This window comes from Paenibacillus sp. FSL H7-0756, assembly GCF_038006765.1.
Lineage (GTDB): Bacteria > Bacillota > Bacilli > Paenibacillales > Paenibacillaceae > Paenibacillus_AQ.
Window position 1 is genome coordinate 2,028,761 of sequence record NZ_JBBOVT010000001.1, and the last position, 17,317, is coordinate 2,046,077.

At 50.3% G+C, this 17,317-nt stretch carries 12 protein-coding genes and 3 rRNA genes; 12 read left to right on the top strand and 3 right to left on the bottom strand.

Going from position 1 to position 17,317, the window contains the following annotated elements:
- Window positions 1-89 precede the first annotated feature (89 nt).
- The 3 genes from NST04_RS09095 to NST04_RS09105 all read left to right on the top strand — a co-directional run bounded on the left by NST04_RS09095 (window position 90) and on the right by NST04_RS09105 (window position 2,421).
- Window positions 90-749 (top strand): potassium channel family protein, encoded by a 660-nt coding sequence (locus NST04_RS09095; protein ID WP_036700269.1) that lies wholly within the window; start codon window positions 90-92, stop codon window positions 747-749.
- A 31-nt stretch (window positions 750-780) separates the two neighbouring features.
- Window positions 781-1,587: a TrmH family RNA methyltransferase gene (locus NST04_RS09100; RefSeq protein WP_341183976.1), complete on the top strand. Its 807-nt coding sequence runs from the start codon at window positions 781-783 to the stop codon at window positions 1,585-1,587.
- Between the two features lie 105 nt (window positions 1,588-1,692).
- A complete protein-coding gene (locus NST04_RS09105; protein ID WP_341183977.1) occupies window positions 1,693-2,421 on the top strand; it encodes a Type 1 glutamine amidotransferase-like domain-containing protein in 729 nt (242 codons plus the stop codon).
- Between the two features lie 49 nt (window positions 2,422-2,470).
- Here NST04_RS09105 and NST04_RS09110 read toward each other — a convergent pair whose 3' ends face one another.
- The gene (locus NST04_RS09110; RefSeq protein WP_341183978.1) at window positions 2,471-3,022 is read right to left on the bottom strand and encodes a helix-turn-helix domain-containing protein; all 552 of its coding nucleotides are present in this window, start codon (window positions 3,020-3,022) and stop codon (window positions 2,471-2,473) included.
- A 159-nt stretch (window positions 3,023-3,181) separates the two neighbouring features.
- On the opposite strand from NST04_RS09110, the gene NST04_RS09115 reads away from it, so the two are divergent.
- On the top strand, window positions 3,182-3,841 hold the full coding sequence (locus tag NST04_RS09115) for an alpha/beta hydrolase (protein WP_341183979.1): 660 nt from the start codon (window positions 3,182-3,184) through the stop codon (window positions 3,839-3,841).
- 6 nt (window positions 3,842-3,847) lie between these two features.
- Window positions 3,848-4,618 carry a dioxygenase family protein gene (locus NST04_RS09120; protein ID WP_341183980.1) on the top strand — a complete coding sequence of 257 codons (771 nt, stop codon included), beginning with the start codon at window positions 3,848-3,850 and terminating at the stop codon, window positions 4,616-4,618.
- Window positions 4,619-4,675: 57 nt separating this feature from the next.
- On the opposite strand, the gene NST04_RS09125 is transcribed toward NST04_RS09120, so the two are convergent.
- Window positions 4,676-5,740, bottom strand: coding sequence for a hemolysin family protein (locus NST04_RS09125; protein WP_341183981.1), 1,065 nt, complete (start codon window positions 5,738-5,740; stop codon window positions 4,676-4,678).
- Between the two features lie 50 nt (window positions 5,741-5,790).
- The gene (locus NST04_RS09130; protein WP_341183982.1) at window positions 5,791-7,104 is read right to left on the bottom strand and encodes a hemolysin family protein; all 1,314 of its coding nucleotides are present in this window, start codon (window positions 7,102-7,104) and stop codon (window positions 5,791-5,793) included.
- Window positions 7,105-7,502: 398 nt separating this feature from the next.
- Here NST04_RS09130 and NST04_RS09135 point away from each other — a divergent pair, with 398 nt between their 5' ends.
- The 7 genes from NST04_RS09135 (at window position 7,503) to NST04_RS09165 (ending at window position 17,287) form a co-directional block, all read left to right on the top strand.
- On the top strand, window positions 7,503-8,387 hold the full coding sequence (locus NST04_RS09135; RefSeq protein WP_341183983.1) for a hypothetical protein: 885 nt from the start codon (window positions 7,503-7,505) through the stop codon (window positions 8,385-8,387).
- 194 nt (window positions 8,388-8,581) lie between these two features.
- Window positions 8,582-10,142: ribosomal RNA gene (locus NST04_RS09140) — 16S ribosomal RNA — on the top strand.
- A gap of 250 nt (window positions 10,143-10,392) precedes the next feature.
- Window positions 10,393-13,318, top strand: a 23S ribosomal RNA gene (locus tag NST04_RS09145).
- A gap of 77 nt (window positions 13,319-13,395) precedes the next feature.
- A 5S ribosomal RNA gene (rrf, locus tag NST04_RS09150) occupies window positions 13,396-13,512 on the top strand.
- The 16S, 23S and 5S rRNA genes sit together here, the layout of an rRNA operon.
- Before the next feature lie 439 nt (window positions 13,513-13,951).
- On the top strand, window positions 13,952-15,040 hold the full coding sequence (locus NST04_RS09155; protein WP_341183984.1) for a hypothetical protein: 1,089 nt from the start codon (window positions 13,952-13,954) through the stop codon (window positions 15,038-15,040).
- A 211-nt stretch (window positions 15,041-15,251) separates the two neighbouring features.
- Window positions 15,252-15,911, top strand: a complete 660-nt coding sequence (locus tag NST04_RS09160; protein ID WP_341183985.1) for a response regulator transcription factor — start codon at window positions 15,252-15,254, stop codon at window positions 15,909-15,911.
- A gap of 80 nt (window positions 15,912-15,991) precedes the next feature.
- Window positions 15,992-17,287 carry a sensor histidine kinase gene (locus NST04_RS09165; protein ID WP_341183986.1) on the top strand — a complete coding sequence of 432 codons (1,296 nt, stop codon included), beginning with the start codon at window positions 15,992-15,994 and terminating at the stop codon, window positions 17,285-17,287.
- Window positions 17,288-17,317: the final 30 nt, after the last annotated feature.

Consider the following 17,317-nt stretch of genomic DNA (forward strand, 5'->3'; position numbering starts at 1 on the left):
GCCCTGCGGGAGCGCTGAACATTCAAGTTTATAACGGCTTATGCTATACTGTGTGAGATGTATTATATGTGCGGGAGGGACAAGGCTTAATGGCAAAAAAACAGTATGCGATCATCGGCATGGGCCGCTTCGGCTCAAGTGTGGCCAAGGCGCTCAGCGGGATGGGCTATGAGGTGCTGGCCATTGATGCAGATGAACAGCGCACCCAGGAAATCTCCAACATTGTGACACATGCCGTATCTGCGGACTCCACGGATGAAGAGGCACTGCGTGCGCTGGGCATCCGTAACTTCGATGTGGTGGTAGTCGCCATCGGTGAGGATATTCAGGCCAGTATTCTGACAACGCTGATCTTGAAGGATCTGGGCGTGCCTGCCATTATTGCCAAAGCCAAAAGTGAGCTGCACGGCAAGGTGCTGGGCAAAATCGGAGCAGATAAGGTGATCTACCCGGAGCGGGACATGGGGATGCGCGTGGCGCATCATCTCGCTTCTCCGAACATCCTCGATTACATCGAGCTGTCACCGGAGTACAGCATTCTCGACATGAAGGTCTCGGGGCCGATGCTGGGCAAGAACCTGCAGGAGCTTGATATACGCGCCAAATATGGGTGCAATGTTATGGCGATCCGTCAAGGCGAGGAAATGAATATCTCCCCCAGAGCGGAGGACCGCCTGACCGATGGTGATGTTCTTGTCATTGTCGGACGGAAGGATAATCTGACGAAGCTGGAGATGGCTTATCAATAGGAATCTGTAAGCAACAGAAAGGTAGGACCCTATGGAAATTATGTCGCCGCAGAACACGCGGGTGAAGGAATGGGCCGGACTGCAGGAGAAGAAGCACCGTGACCGGTCCGGTAAATATATCGTGGAAGGGATTCATCTGGTGCAGGAGGCGTTGCAAGCCGAAGCGGATGTGGAATGCCTGGCTTTTGACCTTGATAAAGGCATGCCGTCTGAGCTGAAGCCGCTGCTTCAGGCCGTACAGGGTATGGAGGTCATCGGCGTGTCGGCGGCAGTGGTTGCGAAGTGCAGCAGCACGGGCACCCCGCAGCCGGTATTCGCCATTGTGCGGAAGGAGCAACAGGGCCTAGAGGCCATTCTGGCGAAGCCGGACAGCCTGGTTGTGGTGCTGGACGGGGTCCAGGACCCCGGCAATGTAGGCACCATTATCCGCAGCGCGGATGCGGCGGGCGCGGACGGCGTCATCCTCGGCCAGGGCTGCGCCGATCTCTTCAACCCGAAGACCATCCGGTCCACGATGGGCTCGATGTTCCATCTTCCGGTAGTGGAGGGAGAACTGAGTACGATTCTCCCGCAGGCACGGGAAGGCGGGGCGCTGCTGGTCAGCACCTCGCTGACGGCGGAGGATTCCTGCTACACCCATGATTTTCACGGCAGCCAGTGGCTGCTGATCGGCAGCGAAGGCCAAGGCATCTCGCCCGAGACAGCCCGGCTTGTCGACAAAAGCATCCTGATCCCGATGGCTGGCCGCGCCGAATCACTGAACGCCGCGATGGCGGCGACGATATTGCTGTTTGAGGGAATGCGGCAGCGGGGGAATTATCTTAACCAACCTTTATAACTATCACAACAGAGTCAGTCCCGGTGTGTCTGAATAAGACATCATGCATCCGGGGCTTTTTTGTATTCTTGTTCTGCTTCAATATTTTAAATAGGAGTGATGAAGATGGGGATTATTGTGGCGATTGGCGGAGGAGAGCTTAGCGAATTGGAGACTTTGGCCATCGATCAGACGATTTTAGATCTAACGAACAAAAGGAATCCCAAAGCATTGTTCATTCCTACAGCCAGTATGGATGCAGAAGGGTATTGTGACTCTTTTCAATTCGTGTACGGTGACCGGTTAGGGTGTGAGATCAAGCATTTACTGCTGACGAAAAATACATATGCACCAGAAGAAATAGAGGACATGATCTTATCCGCCGATTTAATCTATGTGGGTGGCGGTAACACGAGGATGATGCTGGACATCTGGCGGGAGCACGGTGTGGATACTTTGCTGAAGCAAGCGTACGACTCTGGGGTTGTGCTGTCAGGGATGAGTGCGGGTTCGATCTGCTGGTACGAATACGGTCATAGTGACACAGAGACGTTCGATACTACAGGAGAGAGGATCTATATCAAATTGAAGGCGATGGGGATATTACCAGGGATTCACTGTCCTCATTATAATGAAGACAACCGCGAGGCAGATTTCTTGGACATGGTTAAGGGAATGAATACAACCGGCATAGCCATTGAGAATCACTGCGCCATTATTTATAAAGATGTTGGGTACAAAGTGATCTCCTCCAGAGAACAGGCCAAGGCCTATAAGATTCAAGAGATCAATCAGCAGATGATCGTGACGGAGATACAGAAGCATGTTGAATATAATGAGATAGCGAATATGTGAATAAAAGCCCGCACTCCGCCTATTAGCCAGAGTACGGGCTTTTAATTGTTCAGAGTATATCTTGTCCGTTTTCGTTTTCAGTGTAGATGGAGATCAGCACAATCGCGGTGTCTTCCCCCGTATTTTTGACGGAATGGGGGGTGCAGGCATTCCAGCTAAAGGAATCACCCTCGGTAAATTCAGCTCCGTCTTCCCCTTGCTGCGCATAGATAGTCCCTTTAAGGACGACATGGACCTCCTGTCCTTCATGCGCATGGGGGGCATCCCCAATCATGGCACCGGGAGGGAACTCGACGATCGACATCCGGACGTTCTGGGTGGAACTGAGGTGCTCAACCTTTAGCTTAGCTGCGCCGCTGGTGGTGATTCTCCGTTCATCCTTGCGGACAATCTGCATGCGTTCTTCTTTTTTTAGCAGCAAATATGCAAGCGGGACCTTCAGAGCCTGAGCGATATTCTCAAGTGTAGCGATGGAAGGTGATGTCTTATTAGTTTCGACCTGGCTCATGAAGCCTTGGGATAGGCCGGTAGTGTCGCAGATTTGCGCGATGGTGATATTTTTCCGCTTGCGGATTGCCCGTATTGTAGCGCCGATATCCATGGGATCACACCTTCATAATATTTGTAATACTAAACTTATTTTCATATTAACAATTTTATTATTGACAAGTCAATGCAGGTTGCGATAAATTACTCATATAGAAAATATATTATTATAACTAATATTTAAGCGAAGATCTTCGGTATGGAGGAAAATAAGATGAATCCTAAATATTCATATGATGTTCATTTACCGGATAAGCTGGAGCAAGGCAGGAAGTACCCGGTGATCTTTACTTTTCACGGCAAGGGCTCTAATGAGCGCAATATGTTCGGTCTGGTGGCGCCGCTGGCTGAGGAGTTCATTATTATCGGGGTTCGCGGGAATCTGCCGCTGGGTGCGGGGTATCAATATTATGATTTGAAAAGCCTGGGCAACCCCATCCGTGAGATGTTTGACCAAGCGGTCAGCGATCTTGAGGCCTTCATTCACTATGCAACGCAGCAGTATCCAGTCGATCCGGACAGACGTTATTTGCTCGGCTTCAGCCAAGGGGCCATTCTGTCCATGACACTTGCGCTTACGATGGGGGAGCAACTCAAAGGAATTGTCGCGCTTAATGGATATATTCCGGAATTTGTGAAAATGGAGTATAACCTCCGTAGCCTCAAGAACGTGTCTGTCTTCGCTTCGCATGGTGAATACGATTCGGTGTTCCCGGTGCGCATTGGACATGAGACTGCCGCCTATCTGGAGGGACAAACCGAACGGTTGACCTTCAGACTCTATCCGTCCGACCATGGCGTAACTGAAGAGAACCAGCGTGATTTCTTGCAATGGCTCAAGCAGGATGCCGGATTAACTATTAATAAGGAGTGATTATCGATGATGCCTTCCTATTTTTTTGCACACGGAGCTCCATCTATTGTTCTTGAAGATAACGCCTACACCAAGCTGTTAAAAGAGTTCAAAGACCATATGCCCAAACCGAAAGCTATCGTTCTCTTCTCAGCGCATTGGGAGGAACCCGTGCAGTCCGTGGGCGCGGCGGCAACGTATGATACCATTTATGACTTCGGCGGATTCCAGGACGAGCTGTACCAGATGACGTATCCCGCACATGGTGATCCGGCTCTCGCGGAGCAGATTCAGAAGCTTTTGACCGCGGGTGGGGTGAAGAATGTCAGGGATGAACAAAGAGGACTAGATCACGGCGCATGGGCTGTGCTGAAGCTGCTCTATCCGGAGGCGGATATTCCGGTTGTAGCGATGTCTGTGAATCGTGATCTGTCTAATGCGCAGCAGTATGAGATCGGCAAGGCGCTGGCGGCGCTGCGTGAACAGGATGTGCTTATCATCGCCAGCGGGGGAACCGTTCATAATCTGCGGAGGTTGAACTGGAATTCGGATGAGGTCAACGGGTGGGCCGAGCAGTTCGATCACTGGATTCAGGAGAAGCTGGAAGCATGGGATACAGAAGCGCTGTTCCAATATGATGAGCTTGCTCCCTATGCAGAGATGGCGGTCCCGACGAGTGAACACTTTATTCCGCTGTTCATCGCTATGGGAGCGGGGGACACGGGGCGTAATGCGCAGCTGCTTCACCGGAGTTATCAGTACGGTAATCTAAGCTTGAGCTGCTGGCAGTTTAATTAAGCTGCATACAAAAAAAGGCCTTGAAACAGGCCTTTTTTGTACAATGCTATAGGTTCCCTATGAGATAGGAGAAACATTGATATTTAATGACTCATCACGAATCTCGCCAACAATCTCTTCCAGAAGATCCTCCATGGTCACAATGCCGGTAGTCTTGCCGGTGCTGTCCGTCACTTTTGCCATATGGACCCTGGTGTGCTGCATGCGCAACAATACATCCCGCAGGTTCTCAGTCTCCGTAAATGTTGGAATCTCGTGCACGAATTTTTGCCAGTCCGCGCTTCGTCCTGCTGCAATACTGGTCAACACTTCTTTGGTGTTAATGTAACCTATGAAAGGTTCGCCTTCATTTGGATTTACAACGGGATAACGGGTGTAGTCATGCTCACCCACGATTTCAATTAACTTATCGACGGGCATTCCCATTTGTACAGTTACCACTTTTTCAATGGGCACAATAATCTCACTAAGTCTGCGTTCATCAAAAGCGAAGATGTTATTTAGATAGATAAGTTCCGTCTTGTTGATTTCTCCGCTCTCAAAGCTTTGGTCCACAATCCACCTCAGCTCTTCTTCAGAGTGAACCGTTTCATGTCCCGCAGGCTTTACTCCAAACATACGGAGCAATAGTCTAGCAGATCCATTCAGGGCAACGATGAACGGATAGGTGATCTTGCCGAACCAATAGAGCGGAGGAGCAAGCAGTAGGGTCATCTTTTCAGCAAATTGAATGGCCAGGGTTTTGGGTGCGAGCTCTCCAATGACTACATGCAGGAATGTGATGATTGACAAGGCGATCAGATAAGACAAGACTGTAGACAAGGCAGCAGGAACACCCATTTGGTCGAAAAGCGGATGCAAAACCCGCTCAACGGTTGGCTCACCGAGCGCACCAAGCACCAAAGCCGTTATCGTAATCCCTAATTGACAAGCGGATAGATAGTAATCTAAATCGCGGGCAACCTTTTTGGCGGTCACCGCTTTTTTGTTGCCTTCCGTGATCAGTTGATCAATGCGGGACATACGTACCTTGAGAATAGCGAACTCAGCGCCTACAAAGAAAGCGGTAAGACCAATAAAGACAGCTACCAGAATTAAGTTTAAAGTTATGACTCCGTCCAAATTTTCCCCTCCGGCTGAGGGATTCACCTCCAAAAGTTATAGTTATACGTTTAGGACTGTTGCTCTAATGCTCTCGTAAGAACGATCTGCTTGATCTGCAGGTTCTCCATTTCAGTAATGACCCAGTGTTGACCGCCATCCTGAAGCTCGTACCCCGGGTTCACGGGATTGCCGGCTTTATATTGAATCCAGCCTCCGATGGTATCTATGCCATCCCTGTCCTCAAAGACCAATCCAAACTGCTGTTCAATCTCTTCAAGCAAAACACGTCCATTGATTCTATAGGTCTGCTCGCCGATCTGCTGAATATCGGAAAGCTCATCTGCATCAAACTCATCGCGGATTTCTCCGACAAGCTCCTCAAGAATATCCTCCAAGGTCAGAATCCCTGCCGTACCTCCATATTCATCGACAACCATGGCCATATGCATCTGTTCCTGCTGCATTTTGAGCATCGCTTCCTTAATAGGGGTCGTAGACGCTACAACGGGGAGGCTGCGTGCAAAATCCTTCAGATGACGCTCCCGGCCGGCGATAATGTGGGGAAGCATTTTTTTGATGTTCACCACACCATGAATGATATCCTTGTTTCCATTCTGGGTGACCGGGTAACGACTATAATTATTGGAATCAATGACACTTATGATCTCTTCATACGACATATCGTAATCCAAAGCTACCATTTCAGTTCTTGGAATCATGATGTCTTTGGCGATACGTTCATCAAAAGCAAATACATTATCTAAATATTCCAGCTTCGTTTCATTCAGCGCCCCGCCTTTGGAGCTTTGAGCCATAATGATCCGAAGCTCCTCTTCTGAATAATGGTCTTCATGTCCGGCGGGTTTAACTCCAAACAGGCGCAGAATAACCCGGGAAGTTCCATTTAGGGCAACGATAAAAGGATGCATAATTTTGCCGAACCAGTACAGTGGGGGAGAGAGCAGCAGCGTCATCTTTTCGGAAAACTGGATCGCCAGCGTCTTGGGTGCCATCTCACCGACAACGACATGTAAGAAGGTAACAAAAATAAACGCAATGGCATAGGAAGCAACGGAAGCGGTTGCGCCCGACAAGTTAAAGAAATCAAAGACCGGGTACAGAATACGCTCCACGGCTGGTTTACCGATAGCTCCCAGACCAAGGGCTGTCACTGTAATTCCAAGCTGGCAGGCGGACAGATAATAATCCAAATTACCGACAACCTTTTTGGCAATAACGGCTTTCTTATTTCCTTCATCAATCAATTGTTCAATCCGCGACATGCGGATTTTGACGGCCGCAAATTCCGAAGCTACAAAAAAGGCTGTTAAAGCAATTAATATGGCAAGAATAATTAAATTAGTGATTGTTATTAGGTCCAAGCTTTTCCCTCATGAAGAGGGATTCACCTCCAAGTTATAGTTAGATTGCATACCCTATAGAACTTAATGATGGACATGAACAGCCGCCTGAGAAGTGAATCAATTCATGAGCACAATCCATTTGCAAAATCGCCTTCCCATTTATTGTTCACCTCCCCACCAAATTATACGAAGGAGTATAACATAAATGCGTATAAACCATCCAGTTACACGTCATGGTTTGCGTTTTGCGGAATATAGAAGCCCGTCTAATGTCCCGCCCGCTTGCCGGCACCTATTTGGCACCTATTTCGGTGAAGAATCGATAAGCTCCGTAGGGGGAGGAAGGAATTTCCGGTCCACTTTTCAATCCATTTTTGGTAAGGTAGGGAGAATGCTATTCTGAAGAGGTGATAGTTATGCAAAAGAAACATTGTGCATTCTGCGATCAGATTGTCCGCATTGCAGCAGACGGTGAGTATGATCAGTATTTCGACTGCTCCTGCTCTCCTGGCGGAAGCTACAGTCTGGTTAGAGACAGTTATGAGGCGATTCTTGCGCTCTCGTTCCAGCAGAAGCGGGACATGCTGCATCTGATCTCAGGCTATATCCGCGAAAAGACGGATTGTGGCGAGAAGGTGATCCTTGCGTTCAGTGATCTGGACGAGATTGTGAATGCCCCGGGTATTCCGGTAACTGCTGAGGATAAAGGAAACAGGCTGCTGCAGTATCTGCATAGGCATTGCGATGGCTCTGGGGAGCCGGTGGTCATTCATCCCCTGTCCCGCAGCTACAATCTGACATACTCTCCCAATCTGCAGGAGCTGGTCTATATTATTGACAGGCTGCAAAATGAGGAACTGTTAGTCCGGGAAGGTATGAACTTCTCTTTGACTCCTATGGGGTGGGAGGAAGCTGCTGCAATTGCAGGCGGCCGGATTTTACAACAATGCCTGGTTCTTCTGCCGGATGATGAGAAGTTGCAGGCAGAGTGGCAGGATAAGCTATGGGCCAAAATCGAGCAGTTTGGCTATTTCCCCCGTCTGCTTGCCAGTAAGAATGAAGCTGCGAATTCCCTGGTGCCTGTGGCGGACAGCAAGCTGGTTATTGCGGACCTCACAGGCCAGTCATCTGAGGTATATCTGGCAGCGGGCTATGCGCTTGGGTTGAATATTCCGGTAATCTGGACGGTTAGAAGGGATGAGGCAGATAAATTAAGGATACATCTTCAGGAGATACGCCCTCTGGTTTGGGATACTGCGGAAGAGCTGATGGTATTGCTTCAGCAAGAACTTTTGAAATAATAGTTGCATAGTTGTTTGATCCATGTTATATTATAAAAGTTGCTGGTGACGCGGTAAGCGGCGCTAACAACGAGCTTGATCTTTGAAAACTGAACAACGAGTGAGTATCGGAAATCACTTCGGTGAGATCCAAAAATGAGAATGTAAATTCTCGTCAGATGTTTCAAAATGAGCAATCGCTCTTTCTAAATACCAATTTGGAGAGTTTGATCCTGGCTCAGGACGAACGCTGGCGGCGTGCCTAATACATGCAAGTCGAGCGGAGTTTGAAAGGAAGCTTGCTTCCTTTCAAACTTAGCGGCGGACGGGTGAGTAACACGTAGGCAACCTGCCCTCAAGCCTGGGATAACTACCGGAAACGGTAGCTAATACCGGATAATTTCTTTCTTCTCCTGAGGAGAGAATGAAAGGCGGAGCAATCTGCTGCTTGGGGATGGGCCTGCGGCGCATTAGCTAGTTGGTGGGGTAACGGCCCACCAAGGCGACGATGCGTAGCCGACCTGAGAGGGTGAACGGCCACACTGGGACTGAGACACGGCCCAGACTCCTACGGGAGGCAGCAGTAGGGAATCTTCCGCAATGGGCGCAAGCCTGACGGAGCAACGCCGCGTGAGTGATGAAGGTTTTCGGATCGTAAAGCTCTGTTGCCAGGGAAGAACGTCCGGTAGAGTAACTGCTACCGGAGTGACGGTACCTGAGAAGAAAGCCCCGGCTAACTACGTGCCAGCAGCCGCGGTAATACGTAGGGGGCAAGCGTTGTCCGGAATTATTGGGCGTAAAGCGCGCGCAGGCGGTTATTTAAGTCTGGTGTTTAAACCTTGGGCTCAACCTGAGGTCGCACTGGAAACTGGGTGACTTGAGTACAGAAGAGGAAAGTGGAATTCCACGTGTAGCGGTGAAATGCGTAGATATGTGGAGGAACACCAGTGGCGAAGGCGACTTTCTGGGCTGTAACTGACGCTGAGGCGCGAAAGCGTGGGGAGCAAACAGGATTAGATACCCTGGTAGTCCACGCCGTAAACGATGAGTGCTAGGTGTTAGGGGTTTCGATACCCTTGGTGCCGAAGTTAACACAGTAAGCACTCCGCCTGGGGAGTACGGTCGCAAGACTGAAACTCAAAGGAATTGACGGGGACCCGCACAAGCAGTGGAGTATGTGGTTTAATTCGAAGCAACGCGAAGAACCTTACCAGGTCTTGACATCCAACTAACGAAGCAGAGATGCATCAGGTGCCCTTCGGGGAAAGTTGAGACAGGTGGTGCATGGTTGTCGTCAGCTCGTGTCGTGAGATGTTGGGTTAAGTCCCGCAACGAGCGCAACCCTTGACTTTAGTTGCCAGCAGGTTGAGCTGGGCACTCTAGAGTGACTGCCGGTGACAAACCGGAGGAAGGTGGGGATGACGTCAAATCATCATGCCCCTTATGACCTGGGCTACACACGTACTACAATGGCCGGTACAACGGGAAGCGAAGCCGCGAGGTGGAGCCAATCCCAGCAAAGCCGGTCTCAGTTCGGATTGCAGGCTGCAACTCGCCTGCATGAAGTCGGAATTGCTAGTAATCGCGGATCAGCATGCCGCGGTGAATACGTTCCCGGGTCTTGTACACACCGCCCGTCACACCACGAGAGTTTACAACACCCGAAGTCGGTGGGGTAACCCGCAAGGGAGCCAGCCGCCGAAGGTGGGGTAGATGATTGGGGTGAAGTCGTAACAAGGTAGCCGTATCGGAAGGTGCGGCTGGATCACCTCCTTTCTATGGAGAATCGTTTCCTGCAACGGAAACATTCAAATCGGAAGCTTCGCTTCCAAACCAATCAGGTTTAGGCCTGTTACTCACTCGTTGGTCAGTTTTGAGAGTTTAAGCTCTCATCTTTACCTTTGATCCTTGAAAACTGGATACCGAAACGAATTTGCGTTTTAGAACATCTTTTAGCTGAAACTTGTGTAAGCAAGTGGAAATAGTTATTAGTTGCTACCGTGATTTTCCTTAGGGAAAACACATTGGTTAAGCTACTAAGAGCACACGGAGGATGCCTAGGCGCCAGGAGCCGACGAAGGACGTGGCGAACAACGAAACTGCCTCGGGGAGCTGTAAGCAAGCTTTGATCCGGGGGTGTCCGAATGGGGAAACCCAGCTGTGGTAATTCGCAGTTACTCGTATCTGAATACATAGGATACGCAGAGGCAGACCAGGGGAACTGAAACATCTAAGTACCCTGAGGAAGAGAAAACAATAGTGATTCCGTCAGTAGCGGCGAGCGAACGCGGAACAGCCTAAACCAAGAGGCTTGCCTCTTGGGGTTGTGGGACGTCTCACATGGAGTTACAAAGGAATATGGTAGGCGAAGAGGTCTGGAAAGGCCCGCGATAGAGGTAAAAGCCCTGTAGCCGAAATGGTATTCTCTCCGAGACGGATCCCGAGTAGTGCGGGGCACGTGAAACCCCGTATGAATCCAGCAGGACCATCTGCTAAGGCTAAATACTACCTGGCGACCGATAGTGAAACAGTACCGTGAGGGAAAGGTGAAAAGCACCCCGGAAGGGGAGTGAAATAGAACCTGAAACCGTGTGCTTACAAAAAGTCAGAGCCCTGTCTATGGGTGATGGCGTGCCTTTTGTAGAATGAACCGGCGAGTTACGTTTAACATGCAAGGTTAAGGTGAGAAGCCGGAGCCGCAGCGAAAGCGAGTCTGAATAGGGCGATTAAGTATGTGGACGTAGACCCGAAACCGTGTGATCTACCCCTGTCCAGGGTGAAGGTGCGGTAACACGCACTGGAGGCCCGAACCCACGCATGTTGAAAAATGCGGGGATGAGGTGGGGGTAGCGGAGAAATTCCAATCGAACTCGGAGATAGCTGGTTCTCCCCGAAATAGCTTTAGGGCTAGCCTCGGTGAATGGAGTGGTGGAGGTAGAGCACTGATTGGGTGCGGGGCCCGCAAGGGTTACCAAGCTCAGTCAAACTCCGAATGCCATTTACTTCTTGCCGGGAGTCAGACAGTGAGTGCTAAGATCCATTGTCAAAAGGGAAACAGCCCAGACCATCAGCTAAGGTCCCCAAGTGTGTGTTAAGTGGGAAAGGATGTGGAGTTGCACAGACAACCAGGATGTTGGCTTAGAAGCAGCCACCATTGAAAGAGTGCGTAATAGCTCACTGGTCGAGTGACTCTGCGCCGAAAATGTAACGGGGCTAAACACACCACCGAAGCTATGGCTAGATACTTTGTATCTGGGGTAGGGGAGCGTTGTATATACGTTGAAGGTGTACCGTAAGGAGCGCTGGAGAGTATACAAGTGAGAATGCCGGTATGAGTAACGAAAAGATCAGTGAGAATCTGATCCGCCGAAAGCCCAAGGTTTCCTGAGGAAGGCTCGTCCGCTCAGGGTAAGTCGGGACCTAAGGCGAGGCCGAAAGGCGTAGTCGAAGGACAACAGTTTGAAATTACTGTACCACCGTAATCCGCTATGAGCGATGGGGTGACGCAGGAGGGTAGTGACGCGGACTGATGGATGTCCGTCTAAGCAGTGAGGCTGGTGTGTAGGCAAATCCGCACACCGTAAGGCTGGGCTGTGATGGGGAGCGAAAATTACAGTAGCGAAGGTCATGATCTCACACTGCCAAGAAAAGCCTCTAGTCAGGAGAAGGTGCCCGTACCGCAAACCGACACAGGTAGGCGAGAAGAGAATTCTAAGGCGCGCGGAAGAACTCTCGTTAAGGAACTCGGCAAAATGACCCCGTAACTTCGGGAGAAGGGGTGCCTCGGTAGGGTGAATAGCCCGAGGGGGCCGCAGTGAAAAGGCCCAAGCGACTGTTTAGCAAAAACACAGGTCTGTGCGAAGCCGTAAGGCGAAGTATACGGGCTGACGCCTGCCCGGTGCTGGAAGGTTAAGGGGAGCGGTTAGGAGCAATCCGAAGCTGTGAACCGAAGCCCCAGTAAACGGCGGCCGTAACTATAACGGTCCTAAGGTAGCGAAATTCCTTGTCAGGTAAATTCTGACCCGCACGAATGGCGTAACGACTTGGGCGCTGTCTCAACGAGAGATCCGGTGAAATTTTAATACCTGTGAAGATGCAGGTTACCCGCGACAAGACGGAAAGACCCCATGGAGCTTTACTGCAGCTTGATATTGAATTTGGGTACGATCTGTACAGGATAGGTGGGAGCCGTGGAGGCAGGAGCGCAAGCTTCTGCGGAGGCGCCGTTGGGATACCACCCTGATCGTATCTAGGTTCTAACCTGGTGCCCTTATCGGGTACGGGGACCGTGTCAGGCGGGCAGTTTGACTGGGGCGGTCGCCTCCTAAAGAGTAACGGAGGCGTTCAAAGGTTCCCTCAGAATGGTTGGAAATCATTCGCAGAGTGCAAAGGCATAAGGGAGCTTGACTGCGAGACCTACAAGTCGAGCAGGGACGAAAGTCGGACTTAGTGATCCGGTGGTACCGCATGGAAGGGCCATCGCTCAACGGATAAAAGCTACCCTGGGGATAACAGGCTTATCTCCCCCAAGAGTCCACATCGACGGGGAGGTTTGGCACCTCGATGTCGGCTCATCGCATCCTGGGGCTGAAGTAGGTCCCAAGGGTTGGGCTGTTCGCCCATTAAAGCGGTACGCGAGCTGGGTTCAGAACGTCGTGAGACAGTTCGGTCCCTATCTGTCGTGGGCGCAGGAAATTTGAGAGGAGCTGTCCTTAGTACGAGAGGACCGGGATGGACGTACCGCTGGTGCATCAGTTGTTCCGCCAGGAGCATGGCTGAGTAGCTACGTACGGACGGGATAAGCGCTGAAAGCATCTAAGCGTGAAGCCCCCCTCAAGATGAGATTTCCCAATTAGTAAGACCCCTTGAAGACGACGAGGTAGATAGGTTGGAGGTGGAAGTGCAGCAATGCATGGAGCTGACCAATACTAATCGGTCGAGGGCTTATCCAAATTTCTATCACGCAGATTCGTTTCGGATTCAGTTTTCAGGAATCAAATTCCTGAAGCATTTACGCTGTAAATGCCCGTTTGGTGGCGATAGCGGAGGGGTTCCACACGTACCCATCCCGAACACGACCGTTAAGCCCTCCAGCGCCGATGGTACTTGGACCGAAGGGTCCTGGGAGAGTAGGACGTTGCCAAGCACTTAAGACCACTGTTGATTTTCAGACAGTGGTCTTTTTGTGTTTTCTGTAGAAGCCTGAGCGCAGCCAGATAAGCAACGATATAACGTTTAAGGCGGATAGTTGGATTTTATCCACTTGCTGATAAGCAAATGACCGATGCAGGGGCAGGAGTTGGAAAAACAACACTTAATAGATTCGATTTCAGCCAAAGTAGAGTTCACAAGCAGAAATAGTTGTTGTTTATCCACTTACTTCGGTCCATCTGCGGGAAACTTAAACAATAAGATACTTTTTTCCATTTGCGTGCTGCAGAAGCCGTTCTGGTTCCAATCTGGATCGAGTCATTGCAGGTCCTGTTACTTTTTACAACTCCATAACAACTGTGACTCTACTTTATAACATGTTGAGAGTAGGGTAGTGGTAGAGAAATAACTATATTCTTGTGGAGGTTATCCCGTTGAACAAGAAGAAGCGGTCCGCTTCTATAGCTGTCCTGTTATGTGCCGGAGGTTTATTCGCCATCAGTGCTGTTGTCGTCCCGAACTTAGTGAACTCTGCTGTTGTCGCCAAAGACAGCACAGCAGCACCACAGAAGAATGTCAGACAAAGCCTGCCCAAAAATACGGTTCCTGTATTGAAAGTTGAGGCGCCCGTGCCGGTATCTACTGTTGATGATTATCTGCGGAAGAATATGACCCAGAAACAAATTCAGCAAATTAATGACTACCTGGACAGAGGACTTGAGCCCAAAGCGGGGAGTAGCCGTGAGTTGACAGAATCGGAGACTAAGCGCCAATTGGTGCTGCAAGATCAGTATGTGTATGATGGACTTCGGCCTCAGAGGCCCATGCCCTTCGAGGGGGGACAAGGGGATTTATATCTGGATCTAATGACCAATACGTTCTATATTCCAGATCGAGTTTGGACCGATGAAGAGCTGCTGCAGGGCATTGACTGGTTATTTCGGCAGGGTTATGTATCCTCTCTCCGCTTTCCGGACAAACTTGTTTTTCCTGAGAAGTACAGCGAGTCAGAATTCATCATGCGTGCGGCTGAAAGTATAAGTAAGCTCTATGATGCGGATGTGTCCAAGCTGGAAATATCCACCAGTCTACATCAACCGGGATTTGGATTTCCTTCCCAATGGTGGGTGTATTTCTCCCCCTACAAGGAGCGGACCATGCGGGGACAAGGACTGGAGGTATGGAATTACCATGTGATTATCGATACAGATACCGGAGTGTTAGTGGATACGACAGCTATTAATTTGGACGCAATAAGAACGCCTATTGACGGAGCTGCGGCTGCGACTATCCAAAAGGATGATCGCTGGATCAAGGAAGCTAAGCGGGTTGTTAAGGACAAGCAAGGAGAGCAACGGAAAATCGTAAAGGCGTATCTGACCGATACTGAGGTGAACAATAAGCGGGGAATGGTTGCGGTGGATGTGTTATTAGAAGACGGCAGCAAATATAATGCAGAATTTCGCTATCCGAGTATGATGTTGCGTTGTCTGATTTATGAGCCTGCTGATAAGGAGAAATAAATGATAAGCGGGCAGCCTTATGTTCAATGAACTTAAAAAGTCCTGACGATCAAGGAGTTCTTGATTCGTCAGGATTTTTTGGCAGGCGGGCGGGTGTGTAAGGTCAGGTTCCGAGCATATAGGTAATGGATGTACTGGAATCTGGTATGATTAAGATTAGGTTGCCTATGAACAGGTACCTTGTGGCTAGAGTTAGGAGGATATTCAATAGATGGCTCATATACTTGTTGTTGAGGATGAACAAGCGATTAATGATTTAATAACTATGAACCTTAAGCTGGTGGGACATACGTATTCCAAAGCCTATACCGGCTCAGAGGTTGCGGAATTGCTGGAGAAGGAACGGGCGGATCTCGTCCTGCTGGATGTTATGCTTCCCGGTCTGGACGGGTTCGGGGTGATGCAGCAGATTGCTCCGCTTAAGATTCCAGTCATTCTGATTACGGCCCGGGGTGCACTCTCTGACCGGATCAGGGGCTTTGAGCTGGGGGCGGATGACTATATTATTAAGCCTTTTGAGATTTTGGAGCTGCTGGCCCGGATTAATGTCGTGCTGCGGAGGAATGAGCAGGCCGCCTCTGCTTTTGTATGCGATGGGGTTGAAATACGGTTCACGGAGCGTCAGGTGTGGGTGGAACAGCTGCCGGTGGATCTGACGGCCAGAGAATTCGAGCTGCTTGAAGTGCTGATCCGAAACCGGAATATTGCTCTTTCCAGAGAGAAGCTGTTGGAGCTGGCATGGGGTTATGATTATGCGGGCGATACTCGCACTGTAGATGTACATATAAGGCAGCTGCGCAAAAAGCTGGGCTGGGAAGAACGGATCAAAACCGTGTTCAAGCTGGGCTACCGGCTGGAAGTTCAGGTCTAGCCATGCGGTTCTGGCATAAGATTCTCCTTGCTGTCCTGGTGCTATTTATAGCAGCCCTTGATATAAGTGTCGTAATGGTGATGAAAAAAAGCTGGCAGCTGAACATGGCCAGTGAGAGCAAACGTGCGGCCAGCGAGCAGCTGCTAATTACGAATAATATCTATGAGAATCTGGATTCGATTCGGGCAAGAGGTGTCTCTCTTACCCCGGCACTGCTGGTCAGTGTAGCCAAGTCCTATGGAGAACACTATCGTAAGCAGGGAATAGAACTGGAACTGCGGGATAATGGACTGCTGCTCTATCCCGTTGAGAACGGGGGGAGTTCCGGTCAGGAAGAGATGCATGCGGCGCAGGAAGAACATATCATGGCGTTAGCGATGCCGCTCCCGGCCCCCTATCAGCATCTGGAGCTGGCGTACAACCGCGATATTAGCGGTCTGTATGCCCAACAACAGGAGCTGAATCGTTTTTTTGTGATGATTAACTGGATTGTGGGGCCACTTCTTGTGGTGCTGCTCTACCTTCTGATCCGGCATCTGACCAAGCCGCTCAAGCTGTTGTCAGAGACGACGAAGACGATTGCCGAAGGTAACTACTCCAATCGTGTGGAGCTGAACAGCAGGGATGAATTCGGGGAGCTGGCCGTAAACTTCAACCGGATGGCTTCAGTGATCGAGCAGCGGATCACCGATCTCGCAGGCATGGCTGAGGATAAGCAGCGGATGGTCGATAATCTGGCTCATGAGCTGCGGACACCGCTGACCAGTATGCAGGGATTCGCGGAGCTGCTGACCACGGCTAACATCGATCAGGAGGATCAGGTCAAGGCGGGCCGCTATATTCTTAGTGAGACGGTAAGGCTGAAGAATCTGGCTTTTAAACTGCTGGATCTGTCCGTTCTGCGGCATCAGCCGCTGGTGTTGGCAAAGGTAGATGTGGCTTCGCTATTCGACACTGTGGCCCAGACCGAGCAGCAGAGGGTGATAGATAATGGATTACTGCTGGAGATGAATAGCTCCATGTCTGCCGTATGGGGAGATGCTGATCTTCTGGCAGCTTTACTGGTGAATCTGATCGAGAATGCGATTCCGGTGTCCCCGCCAGGGCAGACGATCCGTGTGCTGGCCTATCCGCAGGACGGAGAAGGGGTACTTGAAGTACAGGACAGCGGAAGCGGAATGACAGAAGAGCAGAGCAGGCGTGCGTTTGAGCCGTTCTACCGTGCAGATTCTTCACGTTCGAGGGCCTATGGCCATGCAGGCCTGGGTCTCTCTTTATGCCGCCAGATTGCCGAAGCGCATCAGGCCAGAATTGAGCTGCTATCTGCTCCCGGAGAGGGAACGCACATCCGCCTTTTTTTAAGCTCCACTTTGTGAAGCTATTTTACAACTCCCTAACAACTGCTC

Bases quoted from the DNA above. Each gene is read 5' to 3' on its own strand.
- NST04_RS09100 (WP_341183976.1), top strand. From the start codon at position 781: ATGGAAATTATGTCGCCGCAGAACACGCGGGTGAAGGAATGGGCCGGA.
- NST04_RS09120 (WP_341183980.1), top strand. From the start codon at position 3,848: ATGATGCCTTCCTATTTTTTTGCACACGGAGCTCCATCTATTGTTCTT.
- NST04_RS09105 (WP_341183977.1), top strand. From the start codon at position 1,693: ATGGGGATTATTGTGGCGATTGGCGGAGGAGAGCTTAGCGAATTGGAG.
- NST04_RS09160 (WP_341183985.1), top strand. From the start codon at position 15,252: ATGGCTCATATACTTGTTGTTGAGGATGAACAAGCGATTAATGATTTA.
- NST04_RS09115 (WP_341183979.1), top strand. From the start codon at position 3,182: ATGAATCCTAAATATTCATATGATGTTCATTTACCGGATAAGCTGGAG.
- NST04_RS09135 (WP_341183983.1), top strand. From the start codon at position 7,503: ATGCAAAAGAAACATTGTGCATTCTGCGATCAGATTGTCCGCATTGCA.
- NST04_RS09110 (WP_341183978.1), bottom strand. From the start codon at position 3,022: ATGGATATCGGCGCTACAATACGGGCAATCCGCAAGCGGAAAAATATC.
- NST04_RS09165 (WP_341183986.1), top strand. From the start codon at position 15,992: ATGAAAAAAAGCTGGCAGCTGAACATGGCCAGTGAGAGCAAACGTGCG.
- NST04_RS09095 (WP_036700269.1), top strand. From the start codon at position 90: ATGGCAAAAAAACAGTATGCGATCATCGGCATGGGCCGCTTCGGCTCA.